This window comes from Paenibacillus sp. VT-400, from assembly GCF_001029205.1.
Classification (GTDB): Bacteria; Bacillota; Bacilli; order Paenibacillales; family Paenibacillaceae; genus Paenibacillus; species Paenibacillus amylolyticus.
On sequence record NZ_LELF01000062.1, the window covers coordinates 16,642 to 36,736 of the forward strand.

Consider the following 20,095-nt stretch of genomic DNA (forward strand, 5'->3'; position numbering starts at 1 on the left):
AGACAACAGTGAAGGGGAGAACGTTTTGGCAGGAGCAGTAGTAGGGATCATCATCGGAGTGTGTTATTTCATTCTGGGGTTCATGGTGTTCAAAAAACCACCGAAAATGATTAACGGAATATATGGTTATCGGACCCCGCGTGCAATGAGTAATCCCGAGTTATGGGACGAAGCGCAAAGTTATAGCGCCAATCTGATGATGCAATTTGGTGTGATTATCACGATATTCGGCATTATCGGTTTCTGGCTTACAGATGTACGAGCTTTGGTGCTGAGTCTGGTGGCTACAGGGTTCTATACGTTCAGACTGTTTACCAGAGTTGAAGGCCGGTTGAAGCAAATGCAACGTGCTCAACAGCAACAGAATGAGCAGAACGTTTAAGGTAATTTGAATGAATAGTGTACAGAGGAAGACCTGCGTGTGAAGCGGGTCTTTTTTTGTTGAAGATAGAGAATGGAAGTCGATGTTCAACTCGGTAAGACTTTATGTGTAAAATCTAACGTTGACGTTAACGTTAATAATATATATAATTATGTACATAACATTATAGACATATGGAAGAGGTGAGTGAAATGAGTTTATATAAAATCGACGACGTAGCCAAGGAATGTGGTTTGACCAAGCGAACCATTCGGTATTATGAAGAGATTGGTGTCATGCCTTCACCTCAGCGGACAGATGGCGGTACGCGGTTGTACACTCGGGAGGATATCGATTATCTGAAAAAGGTGGTTCGCGCCAAAGAGGTACTTGGATTCTCCCTTCAGGAGTTACATACCTATGTGGCAACAGCAGATGCCTTGAACGAACAACGTTTTGACTACCAGCAGACGACCGAAGTAAGAGAACGGATCGAGAAGCTTACCGCGATGGAAACAACGCTGGATGGTCAGCTGCAACTGATTGAGCAGAAACTTCAGAGCATACTTGCCGTACAGACTGAACTGGAAGAGCTGCGTGAACGCGTTCGGAGCGGTATTCAGAAGTTACAGGCACATGATCCGCAGGGTGATGAAGACGGCTAACCGAATTAGTATCTATTTTCAAATAAACAAAACTGTATACACATAATCGCTACATGGAGTGAGCACCATAGTACCTGTGGCGATCCTGTACAAACACCGGATGTTTCGGTGTCATTTGTGCCGTTTTGTTACCTCTATTCATGAAAATGAACGCAATATTTTCATTTTTTTCACGGTTATTTTCAAATGAAAAGTTTCACCACATAAATTATTCACAGGAGGAATTACGTATGAAAAGAGAGCCATCATTACCGGACGAATTGCCGTCATCACGTGGGGGCCTGTTATCCCAGCCGCGAGCGGTATGGGCGGTTGCTTTTGCATGTATCATATCTTTTATGGGTCTGGGTCTGGTTGACCCGATCCTGCCCGCGATTGCAGATCAGCTGCATGCTTCGAAAAGCCAGGTGTCACTACTATTTACCAGTTATAACGCTGTAACCGGGGTAGCGATGCTGATTACAGGTGTCGTATCCAGCCGGATTGGTGTGAAGTGGACGCTGCTCAGCGGTATATTGTTGATTATTATCTTCTCGTTCCTCGGCGGTACCTCAGACACGGTAGGTGCACTGGTTGGTTACCGTGGCGGTTGGGGACTGGGTAATGCCTTGTTCATCGCAACGGCGTTATCTGCCATTGTGGGACTGTCCACGTCGGGGACAGCCAAAGCGATTATTTTGTACGAAGCAGCGCTTGGTCTCGGGATTGCGGTTGGACCGCTGCTTGGTGGTGAGCTGGGTTCCATCTCTTGGCGTGGCCCGTTCTATGGGGTGGCTGTTCTGATGGCGATTGCCTTTATAAGCATTACATTTATGTTGCCCAAGATGGCCAAACCGAAAACACGCAGTTCTTTGTCCGATCCATTCAAAGCATTAAGTTATCCTTCATTGAAAACATTGGCGATTACCGCCTTCCTGTATAACTTTGGTTTCTTTACCTTGATGGCTTATTCACCATATGTCATGAATCTGGATGAGCACGGCCTGGGTTATGTATTCTTTGGCTGGGGACTGATGCTGGCGATTACGTCGGTATTTGTAGCTCCAAGATTACAACGCCGATTCGGATCGGTTCCGTCCATGAGTGTCATGCTTACATTGTTCGCGATTGATCTGGTTGTTATGGCAGTAGGTACGGTGATGGGTTCACCAACTACCGTTATTGTGGCGGTCATTGTAGCGGGGATTTTCCTTGGAATTAACAACACATTGATTACAACGGCTGTTATGGAAGCTGCACCTGTGGAGCGTTCTATTGCTTCTGCTGCATACAGCTTTGTTCGTTTCCTGGGTGGTGCACTTGCTCCATGGCTTGCAGGTAAATTGTCCGAGTGGTTCCTACCGGAAACGCCGTTTTATTTTGGTGCATTAATGGTTCTGGTTGGTGTCGTGGTATTGCTGGTGCGCCGTCATCATCTGCGGGATATCGATTCCGCCATTACATCTCACTAATTTACAGGAGGAATTGCAATGCTGATACGTATATTGGTTGCTGTAGATGGTTCGGATCATGCGCATAAAGCTTTGGAGCAAGCATTGATTCTGGCTGAAGATATGAAACAACCCCCAAGTCTGTTGATCGTGCATGTTAATCCAGCTATCTCTATCAATGAACCTGCATTGGGTGTTGATCTGGAAGCTCGGATTGCCGAAGAAGGGCAACATATTATAGAACCGGTGACTAATCAGTTGTCTGGACGGAACGTTGCGTATGAAACGCTGTTGATTGCAGGTGATCCCGTTAATGAGATCTGCCGTGTGGCGCGTGAACGAGATTGTGGAATGATTGTGATGGGTACCGGCGGGAAAGGCATGCTCGCAGAGATGATCGTGGGCAGTGTCAGTCATGGGGTTTTAAAACATGCAGAATGCCCCGTCCTGACGGTTAAATAGGTTGTGAAATCCTTTATAATGCAATAGCTCAAGATCGCCACAATGGCTCATCAGGTACGTTACAAGCTATGATTGCCGAATACCGTAGTGGGTTGATGGCACGGAAATAGTGTATAAATAGATTATATAAATTGAACTGAACTTTTACATGAGACTATGGTTGTTCTGTCATCGAAGTGGCAGTGTAATATTCTTAAGTTCAATAGGCTCTAAAAGGATGGAGGATGCAGCATATGAAAAAACAACATCTGTTTATCGGTGGCCAACCGACCGAATCTGTAGATTATAAAACACTTCAAGCACCATACTCCGGGGAAACGCTGGCAGAAGTCTCTTCGGCTTCAGCCGAGGAAGCGGAGGCTGCTGTTGCAGCTGCCGTTCAGGCTGGGAAGGCAATGCGCCAGATGCCTGCACATCAGCGTGCAGATATTCTGTACAAGTTGTCCTCCATGCTTGAAGAACGCAAGGAAGAAGCAGCGCGAATCATAGCGCTTGAAGCGGCGAAGCCAATTACGGCAGCACTGGCTGAGGTTGATCGTACGGTGGAAACGTATCGTTTTGCCGCTGAAGAAGCCAAGCGACTGACCGGAGAGACGGTTCCGATGGATGCAGCGAAAGGTGGAGAAGGACGTATCGGTTATACGATGCGGCAGCCTCTAGGCGTCATTGGTGCGATTACGCCGTTTAATTTTCCAATGAATCTGGTAGCCCACAAGGTAGGCCCAGCGCTGGCAGCGGGCAATACGATTGTTCTCAAACCTGCGGAGCAGACGCCTCTGTCTTCCTATTACATTGCTAATCTGCTTCAGGAAGCCGGACTGCCGGATGGTGCACTGAACGTGGTGAGTGGTGATGGCAAAACGATTGGTGATGTGCTTGTGGAGCACCCCCGTGTTGCTCATATTACGTTTACAGGCAGTCCAGCGGTAGGGACGAGCATTCGTAGCAAAGCAGGACTAAAACGCGTGACATTGGAGCTAGGGTCGAATGCAGCGGTGATTGTGGATAAGGACGCAGATCTGGACAAAGTGGTTCCTCGCTGTGTGACGGGAGCTTTCACGTATCAGGGACAGGTATGTATCTCGCTACAGCGGATTTACGTACATCGTGATATTTCGGATGAATTCATTCGGCGTTTCGCTGAAGCGGCTAAACAAGTGGTGGTCGGAGACCCACTGAGCCCGGATACGGTGGTTTCTGCGCTGATTACCTCCAAGGATGTACAGCGTACACTCGACTGGATAGAAGAAGCCAAACAGGCAGGGGCTGAAGTGGCAGCAGGCGGTCAAGCTGAAGGAGGCGTTCTGCGTCCAACGGTACTGATTAACGTTCCGCGTGATGCGAAGGTATCCTGTCAGGAAGTGTTTGCACCCATCGTTGTGATCAATACGGTAGATTCCGTTGAAGAGGGTATTGAACATGTTAACGATTCGATATACGGGCTTCAGGCAGGCGTATTTACAAACGATATCCATACCGCCCTCCATGCTGTCGATCAGATTGAAGCAGGCGGAGTTATGATTAATGATATTCCGACGTTCCGAGTGGATCACATGCCCTATGGTGGGGTGAAACAGAGTGGTATCGGACGTGAAGGTGTAAAATATGCTGTAGAGGAAATGACGGAATTGAAATTTGTTATGTTTAACAAAGGGTGATTATCTTCCATTATTTTACTCAATATACCGTATGCCAATGAAAACATAACCACACACGCCTGTGCCAGAATAATGGCACAGGTTTTTTTATATGAAGATCATGGAAAAAGTTTTCAAAAATACATGCGGATTCTTCGCCGACTGCGGGTTCACATCTGATGAGACGGGTATAACATAGTTAACATACCGCAACATAACTGACCAACCGCCGCTCATATCACTGAAGCATGATGTACCCATCCAGAGCACGAGCGGAATGAAGCGGTACAGCATTGCCGAAAGTCTTATATTCTCTCATTATTCAAATACAATGCAGTATGAATTAAGCCTGAACTCTGGAGTTGCAGGACAGGCAGGAGGTGTATTCAAATGGCATATTCCATGGTTGACGTATCGGGAATGTCAGGCGTAAGTCTGAACGAACTGAGCCAGTATGCGGAGACAGGTCTTCTGAATCCGGCATTTGGGGATGTAGATGAGGACATCTATTATGAAAAGCAGGAATTGTTGAGACTCCAGCAAATCCTTTTCTGTAAGGAAGTAGGTATGAAGGAGAATGAGATTGCCCCGATGCTCCGGGATAATCCTCAGGATGTCATACGCATCATGAAGCAACATCGCATTGATATTCTGGAGAAGGCACTCCGTCTGCATGGATTGATTCAGACACTGGACAAAACGATCTCTCATTTGCAAGGTGAACAGGAAATTGATGAACATGATCTTTATATCGGTTTTGTAAATAAGGGGCGTCACCAGTTGCTGAATGAATCGGGTTCTGACCCTGTAGTCACTAATGATATGAACCATGTGCAGACAGACGGTGCTCAGAGGTCCGACATCCAATCTTCCAATTCATCCACATTACCTGAAAATCAGGAGTTGAAGTCAAAAGAAGATTATCTGGATTCCCAGGCGAAAATTGATCAAGTTCATCTGGACTTGCAACAGGCCATTGAGGACGGATTGGAGCCCGGTAGTGCAAAAGTACAACAGATTATTGGCAGGCATCTTGAATGGATCAAAGGTTATTATACACCCACCGCTGAGATCTATCGGGATTTGGCCAATCTGTATGTAGAGCATAAAAATTTCCGTCAGATGTATGATGGTTACCACCCGAGGCTGGCTGAATTCCTGCGGGATGGGATGATGATTAAAGCGGAACATGATTTATCCTAGATGCATAAAGTAACATGGGCGAGCAAGAACATGGGTGTGAATCATAATGGATAACAAAGAGCGCAGACCTCTGAGAGGACTGCGCTCTTTGTTATTACGGATTCTTCATCATCGTGTGTGATGAGATTCCGATCACCTTATTCATCATTTCCTAAAGGGGTATGGTTGCCTCCAACTGCTCTGTGAGCAGGCTTACGGCTTTCTCCAGGAAGACGCGGTCTTCGTCGTCAAAACGGTTTTTGATCGGGCTGTCGATATCCAGCACCCCGTACAGCTCGCCGTTTTTGATAATCGGTACGACAATCTCACTGTTCGATGCTGCATCGCAGGCAATGTGGCCTGGGAAGGCATGAACATCATCAACGACCAGGGTACGTTTTTCCGCAGCAGATGTGCCGCATACACCACGTCCCAATGGAATTCGGATACAGGCAGGCAGTCCTTGGAATGGCCCGAGGACCAGTTCTTTTCCATCATACAGATAGAAGCCGACCCAATTGGTGTCGGTCATAAATACATTGAGCAGCGCAGCAGCGTTGGCCAGATTGGCAATCGCACTAGGTTCATCGCGGATCAGAGCACTTAACTGTCCCAGGACGGCGGTGTGCTGCTCACTTTGTGTTCCTTCATAAGAAACAGCTTGAAACATGGTAAATCACCCTCCCGAGCAAAATGGTACTTATTTTCAAGATAGTGCAGAGGATGCGGTTAGTCAAGCGGAGGATTTCGGAAAGGGAAGGGAATACCTGAAGAATCCTCCTGTTTCTCAGCTTCTTACGTGGGGTAATTACTTAGCAACCACGGAGGGCTATAACCCGGGAAGGAGCTTGGCTTATGCATGCAGAGGTACAGAATCTTTTTGTACGGATTCATCTACTATATTTCGCGCAAAATCAGGATTTGAACGTTAGCGAGGCACTGCCCCTATTGGAAGAACGGGGATATCGCGTTGGAGAGCGGGAGATCAAGCAGGAGCTTGAACACCTGACACAGGAGAACTTCCTGACCGCCCACGGGGACCAATGGAGCCTGACCGGGACTGGCATCGAAGAATTCAAGGAAATCACGGCTGTGTTTGGCCGGGTTAGCGATGAATTACTGGGGAAGGGCAAGAAAACGTCCAAAGCTTAAAATTCATTTGGACAAGCCATGATTCCATAATTCACTCAAACTTGAATGGATCCATACGTACAACAAGACCGGGAGCGAAATTGGCCCGGTTTTTTGACGTATGTGCATGACTGAACAGTTGCCATTCGGCGCAGGTTATGATTAGATGACTAGTGAATATTATGGTCTGCGGAGATAGATCGGATCGGAGTGTCTTTATATGTATAAATGCAAAGGAAGAATTCCCGAAATGGAGACTGCGCGGCTTCGTCTGCGTAAAATGCGTCGCCGGGATGCGGCCCAGATGTTCGCATGCTGGTCAGATCGCGAGGTGACCCGTTACATGAATCTTGCACCCATGATTGGGACAAGCGAAGCGGCGGACATGATTGGACTGCTCAACCAAATGGCAGGAGAAGAGGATGCGATCCGCTGGGGGATCGAACTCAAAGAAACAGGCAAGCTCATCGGTAGCTGTGGCTTTAACACATGGCAGCTTGAAGGCGCCTTCCGGGGTGAGATCGGTTATGAGCTGGGACGTGATTATTGGCGCCACGGTTATATGACGGAGGCATTCTCTGCATTGCTGCCCTTTGGATATGAGACCATGGGTCTTAATCGAATTGAAGCGCTGGTTGATCCGCGTAATCTGGCGTCCGGCGATTTCCTGACAAACCGCGGTTTCACACGAGAAGGGTTGCTGCGACAGGTGCAACATACGTCCACCGGATACAAGGATATGGTGATGTATTCCATGTTGTATGATGAGTTCCTTCGCAAGCGAGGTAAGTAAAAGAGACAATATATAATTGCTTTTAAATTTACACGTAAACGAAGAAACAGAACAAAGCTGGAGAAGCGAAGCGATCGCCTTTAAAGCTTTCTGAAAGAAAGCTACATCGGAAGCATACGCTATCACCGGATTTCTCCTTTAGAGAGGAGAAGAAAAAATCTGGGGATAACAGCGATTGGAAGCTTGTTCTGGTTCGTAGTAGAGGTGTAAATTAACGTACCAATTATATAGAGAATGAAGAGAGAAGGGTTTGTGTGAATGCAACTGGAGGTTTGAAGCGCAGTTTCATCTTGACGGGGCTGTTGCTCGCGACATTTTTGTCAGCGATTGAAGGCACCGTAATTGGTCCGGCAGGGCCGACCATTGTCAGTGAACTGGGGAGTGTACAGCTGCTGAGCTGGATTTTCACCGCATACCTGTTGACGATGGCTGTGAGTACGCCCATTTTCGGTAAAATCAGTGACTTGTATGGACGAAAGCCTGTATTTCTGATTGGCTGTGCGTTATTTTTACTGGGTTCACTCTTGTGCTGTCTGTCGCAGAACATGGAGCAATTGATTATTTTCCGTGCTATTCAAGGGATTGGTGCGGGTGCGGTAGTTCCTGTTACATTTACGATTATTGGGGACATCTACGCCATTGAAGAACGTGGCAAAATCCAGGGTTGGATTAGCTCCGTGTGGGGTATTTCCTCTCTGGCTGGACCGCTGCTTGGTGGTTATTTTGTAGATAATCTCGGCTGGCAGTGGATCTTTGGTTTTAATGTGCCGTTTGGTCTGCTTGCAATGTGGTTTGTATTTCGTTATCTGAAGGAAGATATCTCTCCGCGTACAGCTAAAATTGATTATGTCGGTGCGCTGACCTTCACGGTGGGCATTACCGCATTGTTATTTGTCCTGTCGGCGGGTGGGCAATATTATGCCTGGAGTTCTCCGTTAATTGTTGTGCTGAGTGTGGTCGCCGCTCTGTTTATCATTTTATTTTTCGTGGTGGAAAAAAGAGCTCAGGCTCCAATGGTTCCACTACATCTGTTCCGAATTCGGGACATCCGTGTGGCGAATATCGCTGGACTGCTGACCAGTACTTTGATGATCGGCCTGACCAGTTATTTGCCGCTCTGGGTGCAGGGGGTTCGGGGAGGTAATGCGACGGAATCCGGGCTGTTGCTCGCACCGATGTCGGTGGGTTGGCTCATTGGTAGTGTGATGGCAGGCCGTCTGTTAATGAAAATTGGATCACGTATGACCGCATTGATTGGGTTAACCGGTATTGCGATTGGATCGGGTGGACTCTTTCTGGTTGGCGGGACATCCCCGCAGGCTGTGCTCTTTATATTGACCTTTATTTATGGTCTTGGTTTCGGTTTTGCTTTTACGATCTTCACCATTATTGCGCAGTCTTCTGTAGGATATAAGGAGCGTGGCTCCTCTACGGCATTGCACACGTTCATGCGTACGTTGGGACAGACGATTGGTGCAGCGGCTTTTGGCACTTGGTTGAACTATCGGATCTCCACGTTATCCAGTGAACAGAATCTGGCGGAGGCGGGAATTTCGGAGAGTGATCTGAACGAACTGCTCGCACCACATACGGATGCTGCCCTATCAGATGACAAATGGGCGCTGCTGCGTAACGTGCTGGAAGGAAGCTTGCATTCCCTGTTTGTGATTATGTTTGTCATTGCACTGGTCTCGTGGGTAACGACGCTTGCTTTACGCAAACGTTTAATTGTACCCGAAGATGCAGATGCTCCACCGCAGCCACAAGGCTCAAAGTAAAAAGAAGATATGTATACGAAAAACCGGATTCGCCGATGTCAGGCAAATCCGGTTATTTTTGTTGGCACATGTGCAGTGGACTAGAGTGTATCTTCAAACTCAGGCAAGTGATACGTTAGTGAGATATCCGGGTCTAAAGCATTTTGAAGTACAGGCTGGCTGATCCTGGTGAATTGTCCAGACGAATTTCTAAGGAACTGAGGACGTCTTATTTGACCTTCTGCTCCTCTTTCTAAATTGTAAGGAACATGAGACACGTTATTTCCCGAAATAACCTGAAAAACACGTTGTAAACGGCTGTTTATTCAAAGATAGCGTGTGTCAGATTCCTTAATATGCTGCGAGCGCTTCAAACCCCTGAATAAGACGTCACAGGTTCGCTAGCGTTAGCGCTCCCGCTCCATATCTGCTCCAGAACATTCAGTTACGCTCCCGCGTTCGACAGGTTTAAAGATACGCTCTAGCTGCTCGCTGATAAACGGTCTGCGGAATGTGCAAGCCTTCCCAAGAGTTCAGACAGCAATTCCTTGTCTTCCTCACTTAGTCCACTTACCGCCCGATCAATCTTCAACGCATAGCCTGGATAGATGTCATCCATGGTGCGCTGTCCTTCTTCGGTCAGTTCCACAAAGATGATACGTCTGTCCTGCGGACAATGTTTGCGGTGTAACAATCCTTTTTGCTCCAGCTTATCGATCACATAGGTCACATTACCACTTTGCAGCAGAAGTTGTGCGCCAACCTGTTGAATCGGCTGAGCTCCTTTCATATATAACACTTCGAGCACCCCGTATGCGGTGGGGTTGAAGCCATGCACTTTGCTTCCGGATACAGCGTGTTCATTCACGCTCTTGAATGTCTGGGCCAAGGTGCGGTACAGATGAAGTGAACGTTCGGTTCCGATTTCTTGTAATTCCAGCATGCTGATCCCGCCTTTTCAGATTAGTTTATAAGTTGAAATGATAAAGTTACAACCTACCACTACGAGGACAGAATAACCTTCCAATCACTGCTATCCCCAGATTTTTTGAAATATTCTTCAAAGGTAAAATCCGGTGATAGCGTATGCTTCCGATGGAGCTTTCTTTCAGAAAGCTTTTAGGTGAACGCTTCGCTTTTTCAGGTTATTTCTGTCCTCTCCGTTATGCTGTTCATGTAAAAGAGTATTTCAACTTATATGAGTTGGTTAGTTATGTTTGACGATTCAGGTTGTCGCCATGGTTCAATTGTAAACTTCTATTTCTACGAAAAACATGCGATATGTCACAAGATTTGCATTTTTAGCATTTAAAATTTGATCATTCATCATGCTGAAAAATCATCCTTCAGATGTCGCTTTTTCTCCGCCTCTGGCAGGAGGTCGAGTCAAGGGCTGCTCTATATAATGAGTTCATACTATGAATTGGAAGATAATGGAGGAGAAGAAGGATGACAAGTGATTTAACGTTTGAAGGACAACGACCGCTGAAGAATAACCGATCTTTTGTAACATTGATGGTGGCACAGGCCATTTCCAATCTGGGTGATTGGCTGCATCTGCTCGCAATTCTGACCCTCGTGGGTATCCGCTGGAATGCAACGCCTTGGGAGATTACATTTGTCACACTTTCCGCAGCACTACCCATTCTGTTGACAGGGCCATTCGCAGGCACGCTTGCAGATCGCCTGAACCGAAAATGGCTGATGATTTTAGCCGATGGTGCACGGATCATCATCGTGGGTGCGTTAATTTTTGCTGACCAGATCTGGCACGTCTACATACTGCTTGTCCTCAAATCCCTGTTTGATGTAATCTTCTCTCCGGCCAAAAACGGAAAGCTGAAGGAAATTGTACCTCGCGAACAGCTTGCCCAAGCTGTATCCATCAGCTCGGTGATCGAACAGATGTCCAAAATTATTGGTCCAGCGCTTGGTGGACTGCTGGTAGCCGCTTTTGGCATTACCTGGTGTTTTGTTCTCGATTCAGCTTCTTTTCTGATCTCCGGCATCATTTTATTGTGGATTCCTGGAACTCGGGTGATCCAAACCGCAATTCATAACGTAACAGAAGTAGAGGAAGAGCCAGCTGGGGATGTTCGCAACCGCTCAAAAGGCTCTTTTTGGAAAGAAACACTGGAGGGTATCCGCATGCTCGCATCTCTCCCTCATGTAGGAACGTCTCTGATCTTGCTTGCTTCAGCCATACTTTTTCTGCAATTTGCCGATTCACAGACTGTGGTGTTATTCAGACAACTTCCCGGAATTTCAACTGATCTGCTGGGATGGTGCGTGGCAGCAAGTGGCGCAGGTACATTAATTGCAGCGATGAGTGTACGGAAGTGGAAGCATGCAGGGCATGTTTTGAAAATGGGTCTGGGTACCACACTCATGGGTCTGGTTATCGGCGGAGCCGGAGTTATTGTTGGGATTTGGCCGCACGCCGGGCTAGGTGCCAATCTGTTGTTAGTATCCCTCTTTGCCCTGGCAGGTGTCGGAATTGGGTTTGCAATTGTCCCCTTTCAGATCCTGTTGCAGGAACAGACACCTGAGGCGATGACAGGCAGGGTGTTTGGAACGGTAGGCAGCGTGATGACAGCCAGTAATATTATGGGCCCGGTGGTAGGCGGATTTATGGTCACCTCATTTGGTGTAGTGCCGGCTTTTGTCTGTTCAGGCATTTTGCTGACCCTGCTTGGTTTGATTTATTTGATGAAACGTAGCGGGGAAAAAGCCGAGCTGAATGGCTCCATTGAAGCCAAGACCATGATTGCAGGCGACTGAAAACAGGCCGGATCTGCTCAGGTTAGAACAGTTAAAATGAAGATTTGAATTTACTTCAACTTTTAAGTTTATGATCGGAAAGCGTTTGAGTAAACGCCTTCACGTTTAATGAGGAACAGGCAGAAATCCCTGTATTCTAATTATTCCTAGGGGAAAACTTATATGACTTGTCCCACCAACGCATTAGCGGAAAGGGGGTGAAGCAACTTGAATGTAAAGTTACCAAAATCGATTGTGCGTCTTGGAAGCATACCACTGGCAATACTTGCCGGGACTTTGATGCTGGGGTTTGGATCGTCACATGTATACGCAGACGAGGCTCAGGTATCTTCTGAAAAACCTTCCAGCGGATTGTCGCTCAGTTTGTTTTCACGTGATTCGGATGGCGGGTTGAACCTGACTCCGTCAGTATCGGTATCCACACCACTGCTGGATGTTGAAGTTCCATCGATCAAAGCGAATGAATCGACAGGTAAGCTGAGTGTATCTGAGCTGAAAGTAGATACACCGCTTGGATCGGCCGGAACATCAGAGATTGGGATTGATGCGAAGAAGGGAACCGTCGAACTGCCGTCTGTACAGGCGGATACACCGGTGATCAAAGCCGATGTATCAAGCAGTCAGGTGAACCTGAACGATGGTACAGCTTCCTTGCCTGGCGTTACCGCAGAGGTACCCGAGGTGATCAAGGCAGAGACGTCTGCTGTGAAAACAGACCTTCGGCAGGGTAAGGTTGAATTACCTTCCGTGAAGGTGGATGTACCTGAAGTTACTTCGGTCAATATCTCTTCATCCCGTGTGGATCTGAGTAAGGGAAATGTCCAGCTGCCTTCTGTGAAAGCAGAAGTTCCAGTTGTAGACGTATCCGCTGAACTCAATCCTGATCAGGAAAAGGTGGAGATTCCAAGTGTGAAGCCGAAACCGCCTGTAGTCACTCCGGAAAAGCCGACGCTCGTCAAAACACCGAATGTTGAAACTTCCAATACGAGTGCGCTCGCAAATCCTGTCTCATCTCAGAACAACGAGGAAGGACAGGACGCAATACAGGTTACGGGTAAAGTGATGGAGGTCACCCCGGAACCAGTAGTACGTCCAGAACAACCTGTTGTCCCGCAGGCATTGCCTATGGAAGGAACCGATCTGACGCAGGATTCCGATGTTAATGCAGGTTTTCCCGATAATGAGTTATTCCTCGTAGATCAGACAGCTGCTAAACCAGCTGTCACTGAACAAGTGCAGAGTAACCAGGAAGCCAATCTGAAACAAGATGATGTCGATGCAACATCTCCATTGCAGCCTCGCACAGAACGACCAACCAGTTGGTCTGTTGCAGCAACTTCTCCCGGAGCAGCTAATGTTTCCGCAGGGACAAGCTCCGGTTCGTCCGGTGTAACTGGAGGTGGAGCAACCGCTCCAGCCGCTGCACTTCCGGGAGCAGCAACGGGTCTGGTTACGCCAGATTACGATTTTGCTTTCCGAATGGAACGGCTCGATGGGTTCAGTCAATGGTCACAGGCACCGCCTGGGCGGCCGCCGCAATATACCTCTTTCTCATAGGCAACAATGGCGTTAATTCAACCAAAATTGAGAAGGAGTGTATATAATCATGAAAAAAGTGAGTCGTTGGGTAAAATTGTCGGTATTGTCGGGTACGTTGGTGGCTGGATTGCTGGGAGCTTCGCAGGCAACTTACGCAGATAGCTATAGCAATAACAGCAGTGGTAATCTGGATCTGAATGCAGGTTTGCGTCTGGAGTTGGGATCTCTTCTGTCAGGACACCGTGACACAGGTCACGGGAACAATGGTAGCTACGGAGGTTCATCCAGTACAACTGGAGCATTGAATCTGGATCTTGGCCTTAACGCCGGCTTATCTTCCGAGAGTATGAACCGATACAATGATCGTTCTTCCAATCACACTGCTGAGCGTAACAGTTCTGGCACGCTGGGCCTTGGCCTGAATGCCAATGTGTCGGGAGAAGGTACAACGATGAGCGACTATTCACGAGGCGGCGATGATCGGAACGTGAACACCAGCTACGCGAGTGAAAGCCGTGGAGCACTGGGTCTTGGTCTGAACGTGAATGCCGAAGGTGAGAGTGCAACGATGACTCAATCCGAACGCAATAACAGCGTGAAAGACGGCGAGCGTAATGTGAACAGCAGCTATGCGAGCGAAAGCCGTGGAGCACTGGATCTAGGTCTGAACGCAAAAGCAGAAGGAGAGAGTGCAACGATGGCTCAATCTGAACGCACTAACAGCGTGAAAGACGGCGAGCGTAACACGAACAGCAGCTATGCGAGCGAAAGCCGTGGCGCACTGGATCTGGGTCTGAACGCAAAAGCAGAAGGAGAGAGTGCAACGACGGCTCAATCTGAACGCACTAACAGCGTGAAAGACGGCGAGCGTAACACGAACAGTAGCTATGCGAGCGAAAGCCGTGGAGCACTGGATCTGGGTCTGAACGCGAAAGCTGAAGGTGAGAGTGCTACAGTAGCTCAAACTGAACGCAACAACAGCGTGAATGACCGTGAGCGTAACACGAACAGTAGCTATGCGAGCGACAGCCGCGGCGCATTGGATCTGGGTCTGAACGCGAAAGCAGAAGGAGAGAGTGCAACGATGGCTCAATCTGAACGCAACAACAGCGTGAAAGACAGCGAGCGTAACGACAACAGTAGCTATGCGAGCGAAAGCCGCGGCGCAGTGGATCTCGGTCTGAACGCGAATGCAGAAGGAGAGGGTGCAACGATGACTCAATCCGAACGCAACAACAGCGTGAAAGACAGCGAGCGTAACGTAAACAGTAGCACTGCGAGCGAAAGCCGTGGAGCGCTGGATCTCGGTCTGGACGTGAATGCCGAAGGAGAGAGTGCAACATGGACTCAATCCGAACGCAGCAACAGCGTGAATGACCGTGAGCGTAATGTGAACAGTAGCTATGCGAGCGAAAAAAGCCGTGGCACACTGGATCTGGGTCTGAACGCGAAAGCGGAGGGAGAGAGTGCAACATGGACTCAATCTGAACGCAACAGCAACGTGAAAGACAGCGAGCGTCACGACAACAGCAGCTATGCGAATGAAAGCCGCGGAGCACTGGATCTGGATCTGAACGTGGATGCGGATGCGGATGCAGAGAGTGAAACTACATCTGTGGTGGAGACAAATCGGTAATATGAGATTTTCACTGTAATATGAAGAAGCAGGGGCTCCGGAACCCCTGCTTCTTTTTATTATAAAAATGGGGAGATTATTATTAAAAAGTCTGCAAAAGTTAATTTGCCTAACGGAATTAGTAGTGATTTTATGGATACATTGGCTGATGTGATGGGTGATTATGATCAACCTTGAAAGGTCTCAAGGATAGGTGAGTATGACCCGGTATTGAGTATTCAAGAGGTTATTGCGATCAACGACGCTATGATTAAGCGTTACAGTCCTGGAGAGCAGATTGGAGTTAAAGATTCTGGTCTGCTTGAATCTGCTGTTGTAAGAGCACAATCATCAGCTTTTGGTAACGAAGCCTACCCATCTATATAGAAATGCTCAAAATGATCAAACACACAGCCCGCAACTCGATTACAATAAAACATAAAGAATGAAATAAACGCCTGATCAGAACAGGGAGTGAATGATATGGGAACGGAATATAACAGTACGGAAGTACAGGAGTCCATATTGGACGTACATATTACAGAGGCAGGATACGAGCCGGGACAATCGATCATACGCAATATTCGGATGAATGTGGCGCGAGGAGAATTGGTAGGTATTATCGGACCCAATGGTGCGGGCAAAAGTACCACAATCAAAACGCTTCTTGGTCTGCTGGAACATGCGAACTATGAAGTGACGATTGGGGGAGATGGTCGTTATGCCTATATCCCGGAGCAACCGGTTTTTTATGAATATATGACCCTATGGGAACATCTTGATCTGGCGGCAGCGGCGTATGAAATGGAGGAAGAAGCTTTTGTTGCCCGAGCGGAGGAACTGTTGGTTCGTTTCGGTATGGACCATGTTCGGAATGATCTTCCAGCCAGTTTCTCAAAGGGCATGCGGCAGAAAATGATGCTGATGATCGGATTTCTGTCTTCACCGGATATCTATATTGTGGACGAGCCGTTCATCGGACTGGACCCTCGTGCAACCAAGGATTTTCTAAAATTACTTGATGATGAACGTCGCCGCGGCGCGGGTGTGCTTATGTCTACGCATGTACTGGATACCGCTGAACGAATCTGCGACCGGTTTATTCTGATTGCTTCGGGCAGATCTGCTGCCGAGGGAACATTGGATGAGATCCGTGAAGCGGCAGAATTGCCGGAAGCCTCTTTGTTTGACTGTTTCGATGTACTGACGTCTTAGATAGAGAGAGGGTGAGAGAGAATGGAAACTTCCCAGCGTTATACCCCACTTCGTTTATACAGACGAAGACGCAAAGAACATTTCAGGGAACAGATGAAAAATCTCAGACTCGTCGTGGATTGGACCGTATGGGTATATTTGCTTGTTCCGGGTCTGTTCTATCTGATTGGATGGTACACGAGTCTGTGGACCAAACCGCTACCTGCATGGGCGACAGGATTACCGCTCCCCGTACTGACTGGGCTGATCGACGTGGTTATGCTTACCGGTGGTGTGTTGATATTTGTGGAGGAAGCGGATGTATTGTTTTTGAAATCAAGACCGTTGTGGATGCGAACGCTAATGAGGCAAGGGCTCTACCGGTCCTGTCTGCAACATCTGGGCAAAATGATCCTGATTACAGCGCTGACCGCACCCCTGTGGTCCCGTGTCTATGAGATGTCGAATCTCCAGATTGCACTTATGGCTGTCTGGCTTGGTGCGGTAACTTCATTCCAAGCCATAACACTACATATGACGAAGGTTCGACATACTGGATGGCGACGCTGGATTCAGATGATCCCTCTCGTTATTGGCATAGGTTATATGACCATTCATGCGACATCATGGATGCATGGACAGACGTGGAAAATCAGTGTTGGAATCGTAATTATCATGCTTCTTCTGATTACAGTCGGGCAGATGAGGCTATTGATGAAGGGAACGTTTGAAGGGGATGTGCGAGAGGATCTGCGGAGCAGGCTGCAGCTTACAGCTCTAATGTTAAGCCGGGCGGTGAGCAAGCCGAAAGCCCCACGAACACGGTCCATCATCTTCCGTAAACCGCGTAAACTGTTACGTAATCGTTCCATCGCGAATCGGACAGCGGAGATTGCATTCAAGGCATTTTTCAGGAACTCGGCCACGATGAAATTGTATCTGCAGCTTGGCGGACTATCCATCGCAGCAGTTGCCTTACCACCTTTTCCGGTCAATATCATTGTGTGTGCGTTATTAATCATCATGTTGACGGTGATGTTTTATCGTTCTTGGGATGTTTTTGCCACGTCCGACTATGTTGAGCTTATAACATATGACTCGGAGGCGCTGCATCTTGCAGGTTCAATGATGGTTCGGATGTTGTTTGTCCCGATTGGTATTCTTATGGGATTCACGCTGGGATTGGCCTGGCTCGGCTGGATCGTCGGTATTCTGACAGCTGCAGGTGCGGTGGCCTTCGGACTCTGCGTCTTATCTATTGCCGGATGGGTCCGGCTGACCCGGGCCTAAAGGAATTCCTTTCTAATTCGGAGCATATCGTGCGCTATATCTGCCCATGCTATAGAAGAAGAATCTCATCTATGGATGATGAGAGATTAGCTGTAGCAAGGAGGAAGAGACGATGATGGATAATAGCGAACTACAGGTGCATTTTTCAGACGATTCAGCGTTGAATGCCGCCAGGGCAACCTTGGAGGAATTGGGATATAAGCCGTATCAGTCCGGTCCGCTGGAATTGTACATCCCTACAGATCGCCAAGATCCTCAGTCTGCCGTAGAGATTGTACAATCTCATGGAGGAAGTGCCGTGTTTGCCTCACAAACGGAAGAGCTGGATCAGTTTCAGAATATATCAATTCCGGCTCATCTCGTGAATGAAGACTGGCATGAGGGTTATGCGAGCCAAAACCAGGGAAGCCAGACGGAGCAAGGCAGACATAACTATAGCGATGACCCGACATACGATGATTCGGCTGATGGATTCTCAGGCAGTGTGAAAGCATAGAGCATCACAAGCTAAGAGCAGTTTGAGCCAATCTTTCTAAAATGGAACAATGCCCAAAAACCCCGATCTTCCACAATAGTGGATATCGGGTTTTTGGGCATCTGAGCTAATTCATTATCGGGTTAAAAGGTGTAATACCTAGTAGTGAGAGTTCAAAAAGTTCGGTTTTCAGTACCGAGAAGATGGAATGAAGCTAGAAATGGAGTAGCGGAGCGTAGGGAAAACTACGTGAGCAACTACAATGTTTCTGAAGGAAACATACTTCGTAAGCATCAACCTATTTCGGCTGAATTTCATATTCGATGCTGATGATGCCATTAGGCATGATTCGTAATCAAAAGCGGACTTTTTGAACAACCTCTATTATGATGTAACGTGTTTATATTCAGCCGCATGCATGCCAGCCGTATATCCTGTGGAGAATGCAGCGGTGATATTATACCCTCCGGTGTAGCCGTGAATATCCAAAACTTCACCGCAAAAGAATAGTCCAGGCAGCAGCTTGGATTCCATTGTTTTTGGGTATATCTCCTTTAAGTGGATTCCCCCCCCAGTAACGAAGGCTTCTTTGAGCGATCTCGTTCCGTCTGCACGGAAGGTAAAAGCTTTCATTAGCCCGCACAAGTTGCTTAACATACCTTTGGGAAAATGGTGGAACGTGAGGTCATCGCTGATCTCTGCCCGTTTCATCATTAAGGGAATCATACGTTCAGGAACCCATGTTTTTAAAATGTTTTTGACAGCCTTGCGGGATTCTTGTTCCAATACTTGTTGCACCTGTGCTTCCAATGCACCTGGGGACAGCTCCGGGAACAGATCAATGCTCATAATGACCTGTGGGTTTCCAGACTTCATCTGAACCTTGCGGATAAATTGGCTGCAGCGCAGTGCGACGGGTCCGGACACTCCAAAATGCGTGAAGATCATATCCCCGCGATGGGAGATGACCGTTTTTCCTTTGGCATCCACTACGGATAGAGCGATATCCCTCAAAGACAAACCTTGCAGTTCTTTGGATTGAATCCAACTCTCCCCAGACACAATGGGCACTTCGGTTGGATATAACTCTGTAATGGTGTGACCCGCAGCCTCAGCCCAGGGATAACCGTCTCCGGTTGATCCGGTTTGGGGTACGGATTTGCCTCCGGTAGCGATGATCACAGAGCGCCCAAGAATGGTTTTACCGGACATCAATTTAACACCCTGTACCTGCTGACCGTTCTGAATAATTTCCTTGACCGGTTCTTTGGTGCGAATCTCAACGCCGAGGGAAACAATCTTTCCTACCAGCGCATCCACGACTGTTTTCGCTTTATCGGTTACAGGGAACATTCTGCCGTTGTCTTCTTCTTTCAGGGCAATTCCGAGATTTTCGAAGAAACGCATGATTCCCTGGTTGTCCAGATTCTGAAACGAACTATATAAAAAGCGTCCATTACCCGGAATATGTCGGATGAGTTCATCCGTTTCCTTGGCGTTGGTTACATTGCATCGACCTCCGCCAGAGATGCCGAGTTTACGACCCAGTTGATCTCCTTTATCCAGCAGAAGCACGGAGGCTCCGTGCTCGGCAGCAGCAACGCAAGCCATCAGGCCCGCAGATCCACCACCAATTACAATGACATCATACATATGTTATTACCCTCTTTTTTCATTGATTTTGTCTGTTTTACGTAAACCGTGTCTACTTCTGGCTTTTTCTGAAATATAATGGAGTTATGAGTAGTTCTATTATGGAGTCTCAAGGGATATATTGTAATAT

General features: G+C 47.7%; 18 protein-coding genes. 15 read left to right on the forward strand and 3 right to left on the reverse strand.

Going from position 1 to position 20,095, the window contains the following annotated elements; all coding sequences use genetic code 11:
* Positions 1-25: 25 nt before the first annotated feature.
* From EL84_RS30765 to EL84_RS08580, 6 genes are all read left to right on the forward strand, one after another.
* A complete protein-coding gene (locus EL84_RS30765; protein WP_161799411.1) occupies positions 26-382 on the forward strand; it encodes an SdpI family protein in 357 nt (118 codons plus the stop codon).
* A 191-nt stretch (positions 383-573) separates the two neighbouring features.
* On the forward strand, positions 574-1,026 hold the full coding sequence (locus EL84_RS08560) for a MerR family transcriptional regulator (RefSeq protein ID WP_047841388.1): 453 nt from the start codon (positions 574-576) through the stop codon (positions 1,024-1,026).
* Positions 1,027-1,256: 230 nt separating this feature from the next.
* Positions 1,257-2,477, forward strand: coding sequence for an MFS transporter (locus tag EL84_RS08565; protein WP_047841389.1), 1,221 nt, complete (start codon positions 1,257-1,259; stop codon positions 2,475-2,477).
* An 18-nt stretch (positions 2,478-2,495) separates the two neighbouring features.
* Positions 2,496-2,918, forward strand: coding sequence for a universal stress protein (locus tag EL84_RS08570; protein ID WP_047841390.1), 423 nt, complete (start codon positions 2,496-2,498; stop codon positions 2,916-2,918).
* A 233-nt stretch (positions 2,919-3,151) separates the two neighbouring features.
* Positions 3,152-4,576: an aldehyde dehydrogenase family protein gene (locus EL84_RS08575; protein ID WP_047841391.1), complete on the forward strand. Its 1,425-nt coding sequence runs from the start codon at positions 3,152-3,154 to the stop codon at positions 4,574-4,576.
* Positions 4,577-4,945: 369 nt separating this feature from the next.
* Positions 4,946-5,758 carry a MerR family transcriptional regulator gene (locus EL84_RS08580; protein ID WP_047841392.1) on the forward strand — a complete coding sequence of 271 codons (813 nt, stop codon included), beginning with the start codon at positions 4,946-4,948 and terminating at the stop codon, positions 5,756-5,758.
* Positions 5,759-5,909: 151 nt separating this feature from the next.
* Here EL84_RS08580 and EL84_RS08585 read toward each other — a convergent pair whose 3' ends face one another.
* Positions 5,910-6,407: a GAF domain-containing protein gene (locus EL84_RS08585; RefSeq protein ID WP_047841393.1), complete on the reverse strand. Its 498-nt coding sequence runs from the start codon at positions 6,405-6,407 to the stop codon at positions 5,910-5,912.
* A 185-nt stretch (positions 6,408-6,592) separates the two neighbouring features.
* On the opposite strand from EL84_RS08585, the gene EL84_RS08590 reads away from it, so the two are divergent.
* The 3 genes from EL84_RS08590 to EL84_RS08600 all read left to right on the forward strand — a co-directional run bounded on the left by EL84_RS08590 (position 6,593) and on the right by EL84_RS08600 (position 9,439).
* Positions 6,593-6,889 carry a hypothetical protein gene (locus EL84_RS08590; protein WP_036614170.1) on the forward strand — a complete coding sequence of 99 codons (297 nt, stop codon included), beginning with the start codon at positions 6,593-6,595 and terminating at the stop codon, positions 6,887-6,889.
* Positions 6,890-7,088: 199 nt separating this feature from the next.
* Complete coding sequence (locus EL84_RS08595; protein ID WP_047841394.1) at positions 7,089-7,661, forward strand: GNAT family N-acetyltransferase; 573 nt, start codon at positions 7,089-7,091, stop codon at positions 7,659-7,661.
* A gap of 272 nt (positions 7,662-7,933) precedes the next feature.
* The gene (locus EL84_RS08600; RefSeq protein ID WP_026081308.1) at positions 7,934-9,439 is read left to right on the forward strand and encodes an MDR family MFS transporter; all 1,506 of its coding nucleotides are present in this window, start codon (positions 7,934-7,936) and stop codon (positions 9,437-9,439) included.
* Positions 9,440-9,899: 460 nt separating this feature from the next.
* Here the strand turns inward: EL84_RS08600 and EL84_RS08605 are convergent, their stop codons facing one another.
* Positions 9,900-10,361 (reverse strand): MarR family winged helix-turn-helix transcriptional regulator, encoded by a 462-nt coding sequence (locus tag EL84_RS08605; protein WP_017690799.1) that lies wholly within the window; start codon positions 10,359-10,361, stop codon positions 9,900-9,902.
* Positions 10,362-10,867: 506 nt separating this feature from the next.
* Here EL84_RS08605 and EL84_RS08610 point away from each other — a divergent pair.
* The 6 genes from EL84_RS08610 (at position 10,868) to EL84_RS08635 (ending at position 18,333) form a co-directional block, all read left to right on the forward strand.
* On the forward strand, positions 10,868-12,199 hold the full coding sequence (locus tag EL84_RS08610) for an MFS transporter (protein WP_047841395.1): 1,332 nt from the start codon (positions 10,868-10,870) through the stop codon (positions 12,197-12,199).
* Between the two features lie 207 nt (positions 12,200-12,406).
* Positions 12,407-13,756 carry a hypothetical protein gene (locus EL84_RS08615; RefSeq protein ID WP_047841396.1) on the forward strand — a complete coding sequence of 450 codons (1,350 nt, stop codon included), beginning with the start codon at positions 12,407-12,409 and terminating at the stop codon, positions 13,754-13,756.
* Between the two features lie 49 nt (positions 13,757-13,805).
* On the forward strand, positions 13,806-15,374 hold the full coding sequence (locus EL84_RS08620) for a hypothetical protein (protein ID WP_047841397.1): 1,569 nt from the start codon (positions 13,806-13,808) through the stop codon (positions 15,372-15,374).
* A 462-nt stretch (positions 15,375-15,836) separates the two neighbouring features.
* The gene (locus tag EL84_RS08625) at positions 15,837-16,568 is read left to right on the forward strand and encodes an ABC transporter ATP-binding protein (RefSeq protein WP_047841398.1); all 732 of its coding nucleotides are present in this window, start codon (positions 15,837-15,839) and stop codon (positions 16,566-16,568) included.
* Positions 16,569-16,589: 21 nt separating this feature from the next.
* Positions 16,590-17,837, forward strand: coding sequence for an ABC transporter permease (locus tag EL84_RS08630; RefSeq protein ID WP_047841399.1), 1,248 nt, complete (start codon positions 16,590-16,592; stop codon positions 17,835-17,837).
* A gap of 112 nt (positions 17,838-17,949) precedes the next feature.
* Positions 17,950-18,333, forward strand: coding sequence for a hypothetical protein (locus EL84_RS08635; RefSeq protein WP_053061432.1), 384 nt, complete (start codon positions 17,950-17,952; stop codon positions 18,331-18,333).
* A gap of 363 nt (positions 18,334-18,696) precedes the next feature.
* Here the strand turns inward: EL84_RS08635 and EL84_RS08640 are convergent, their stop codons facing one another.
* On the reverse strand, positions 18,697-19,965 hold the full coding sequence (locus tag EL84_RS08640) for an NAD(P)/FAD-dependent oxidoreductase (RefSeq protein WP_047841400.1): 1,269 nt from the start codon (positions 19,963-19,965) through the stop codon (positions 18,697-18,699).
* Between the last annotated feature and the right edge of the window lie 130 nt (positions 19,966-20,095).

What these genes read in the sequence shown, in the direction of transcription:
- EL84_RS08635 (WP_053061432.1), top strand. Translation starts at nt 17,950, where the DNA reads ATGATGGATAATAGCGAACTACAGGTGCATTTTTCAGACGATTCAGCG.
- EL84_RS08625 (WP_047841398.1), top strand. Translation starts at nt 15,837, where the DNA reads ATGGGAACGGAATATAACAGTACGGAAGTACAGGAGTCCATATTGGAC.
- EL84_RS08640 (WP_047841400.1), bottom strand. Translation starts at nt 19,965, where the DNA reads ATGTATGATGTCATTGTAATTGGTGGTGGATCTGCGGGCCTGATGGCT.
- EL84_RS08630 (WP_047841399.1), top strand. Translation starts at nt 16,590, where the DNA reads ATGGAAACTTCCCAGCGTTATACCCCACTTCGTTTATACAGACGAAGA.
- EL84_RS08575 (WP_047841391.1), top strand. Translation starts at nt 3,152, where the DNA reads ATGAAAAAACAACATCTGTTTATCGGTGGCCAACCGACCGAATCTGTA.
- EL84_RS08560 (WP_047841388.1), top strand. Translation starts at nt 574, where the DNA reads ATGAGTTTATATAAAATCGACGACGTAGCCAAGGAATGTGGTTTGACC.
- EL84_RS08610 (WP_047841395.1), top strand. Translation starts at nt 10,868, where the DNA reads ATGACAAGTGATTTAACGTTTGAAGGACAACGACCGCTGAAGAATAAC.
- EL84_RS08565 (WP_047841389.1), top strand. Translation starts at nt 1,257, where the DNA reads ATGAAAAGAGAGCCATCATTACCGGACGAATTGCCGTCATCACGTGGG.
- EL84_RS08605 (WP_017690799.1), bottom strand. Translation starts at nt 10,361, where the DNA reads ATGCTGGAATTACAAGAAATCGGAACCGAACGTTCACTTCATCTGTAC.
- EL84_RS08585 (WP_047841393.1), bottom strand. Translation starts at nt 6,407, where the DNA reads ATGTTTCAAGCTGTTTCTTATGAAGGAACACAAAGTGAGCAGCACACC.
- EL84_RS08620 (WP_047841397.1), top strand. Translation starts at nt 13,806, where the DNA reads ATGAAAAAAGTGAGTCGTTGGGTAAAATTGTCGGTATTGTCGGGTACG.
- EL84_RS08580 (WP_047841392.1), top strand. Translation starts at nt 4,946, where the DNA reads ATGGCATATTCCATGGTTGACGTATCGGGAATGTCAGGCGTAAGTCTG.
- EL84_RS08570 (WP_047841390.1), top strand. Translation starts at nt 2,496, where the DNA reads ATGCTGATACGTATATTGGTTGCTGTAGATGGTTCGGATCATGCGCAT.
- EL84_RS08590 (WP_036614170.1), top strand. Translation starts at nt 6,593, where the DNA reads ATGCATGCAGAGGTACAGAATCTTTTTGTACGGATTCATCTACTATAT.
- EL84_RS08595 (WP_047841394.1), top strand. Translation starts at nt 7,089, where the DNA reads ATGTATAAATGCAAAGGAAGAATTCCCGAAATGGAGACTGCGCGGCTT.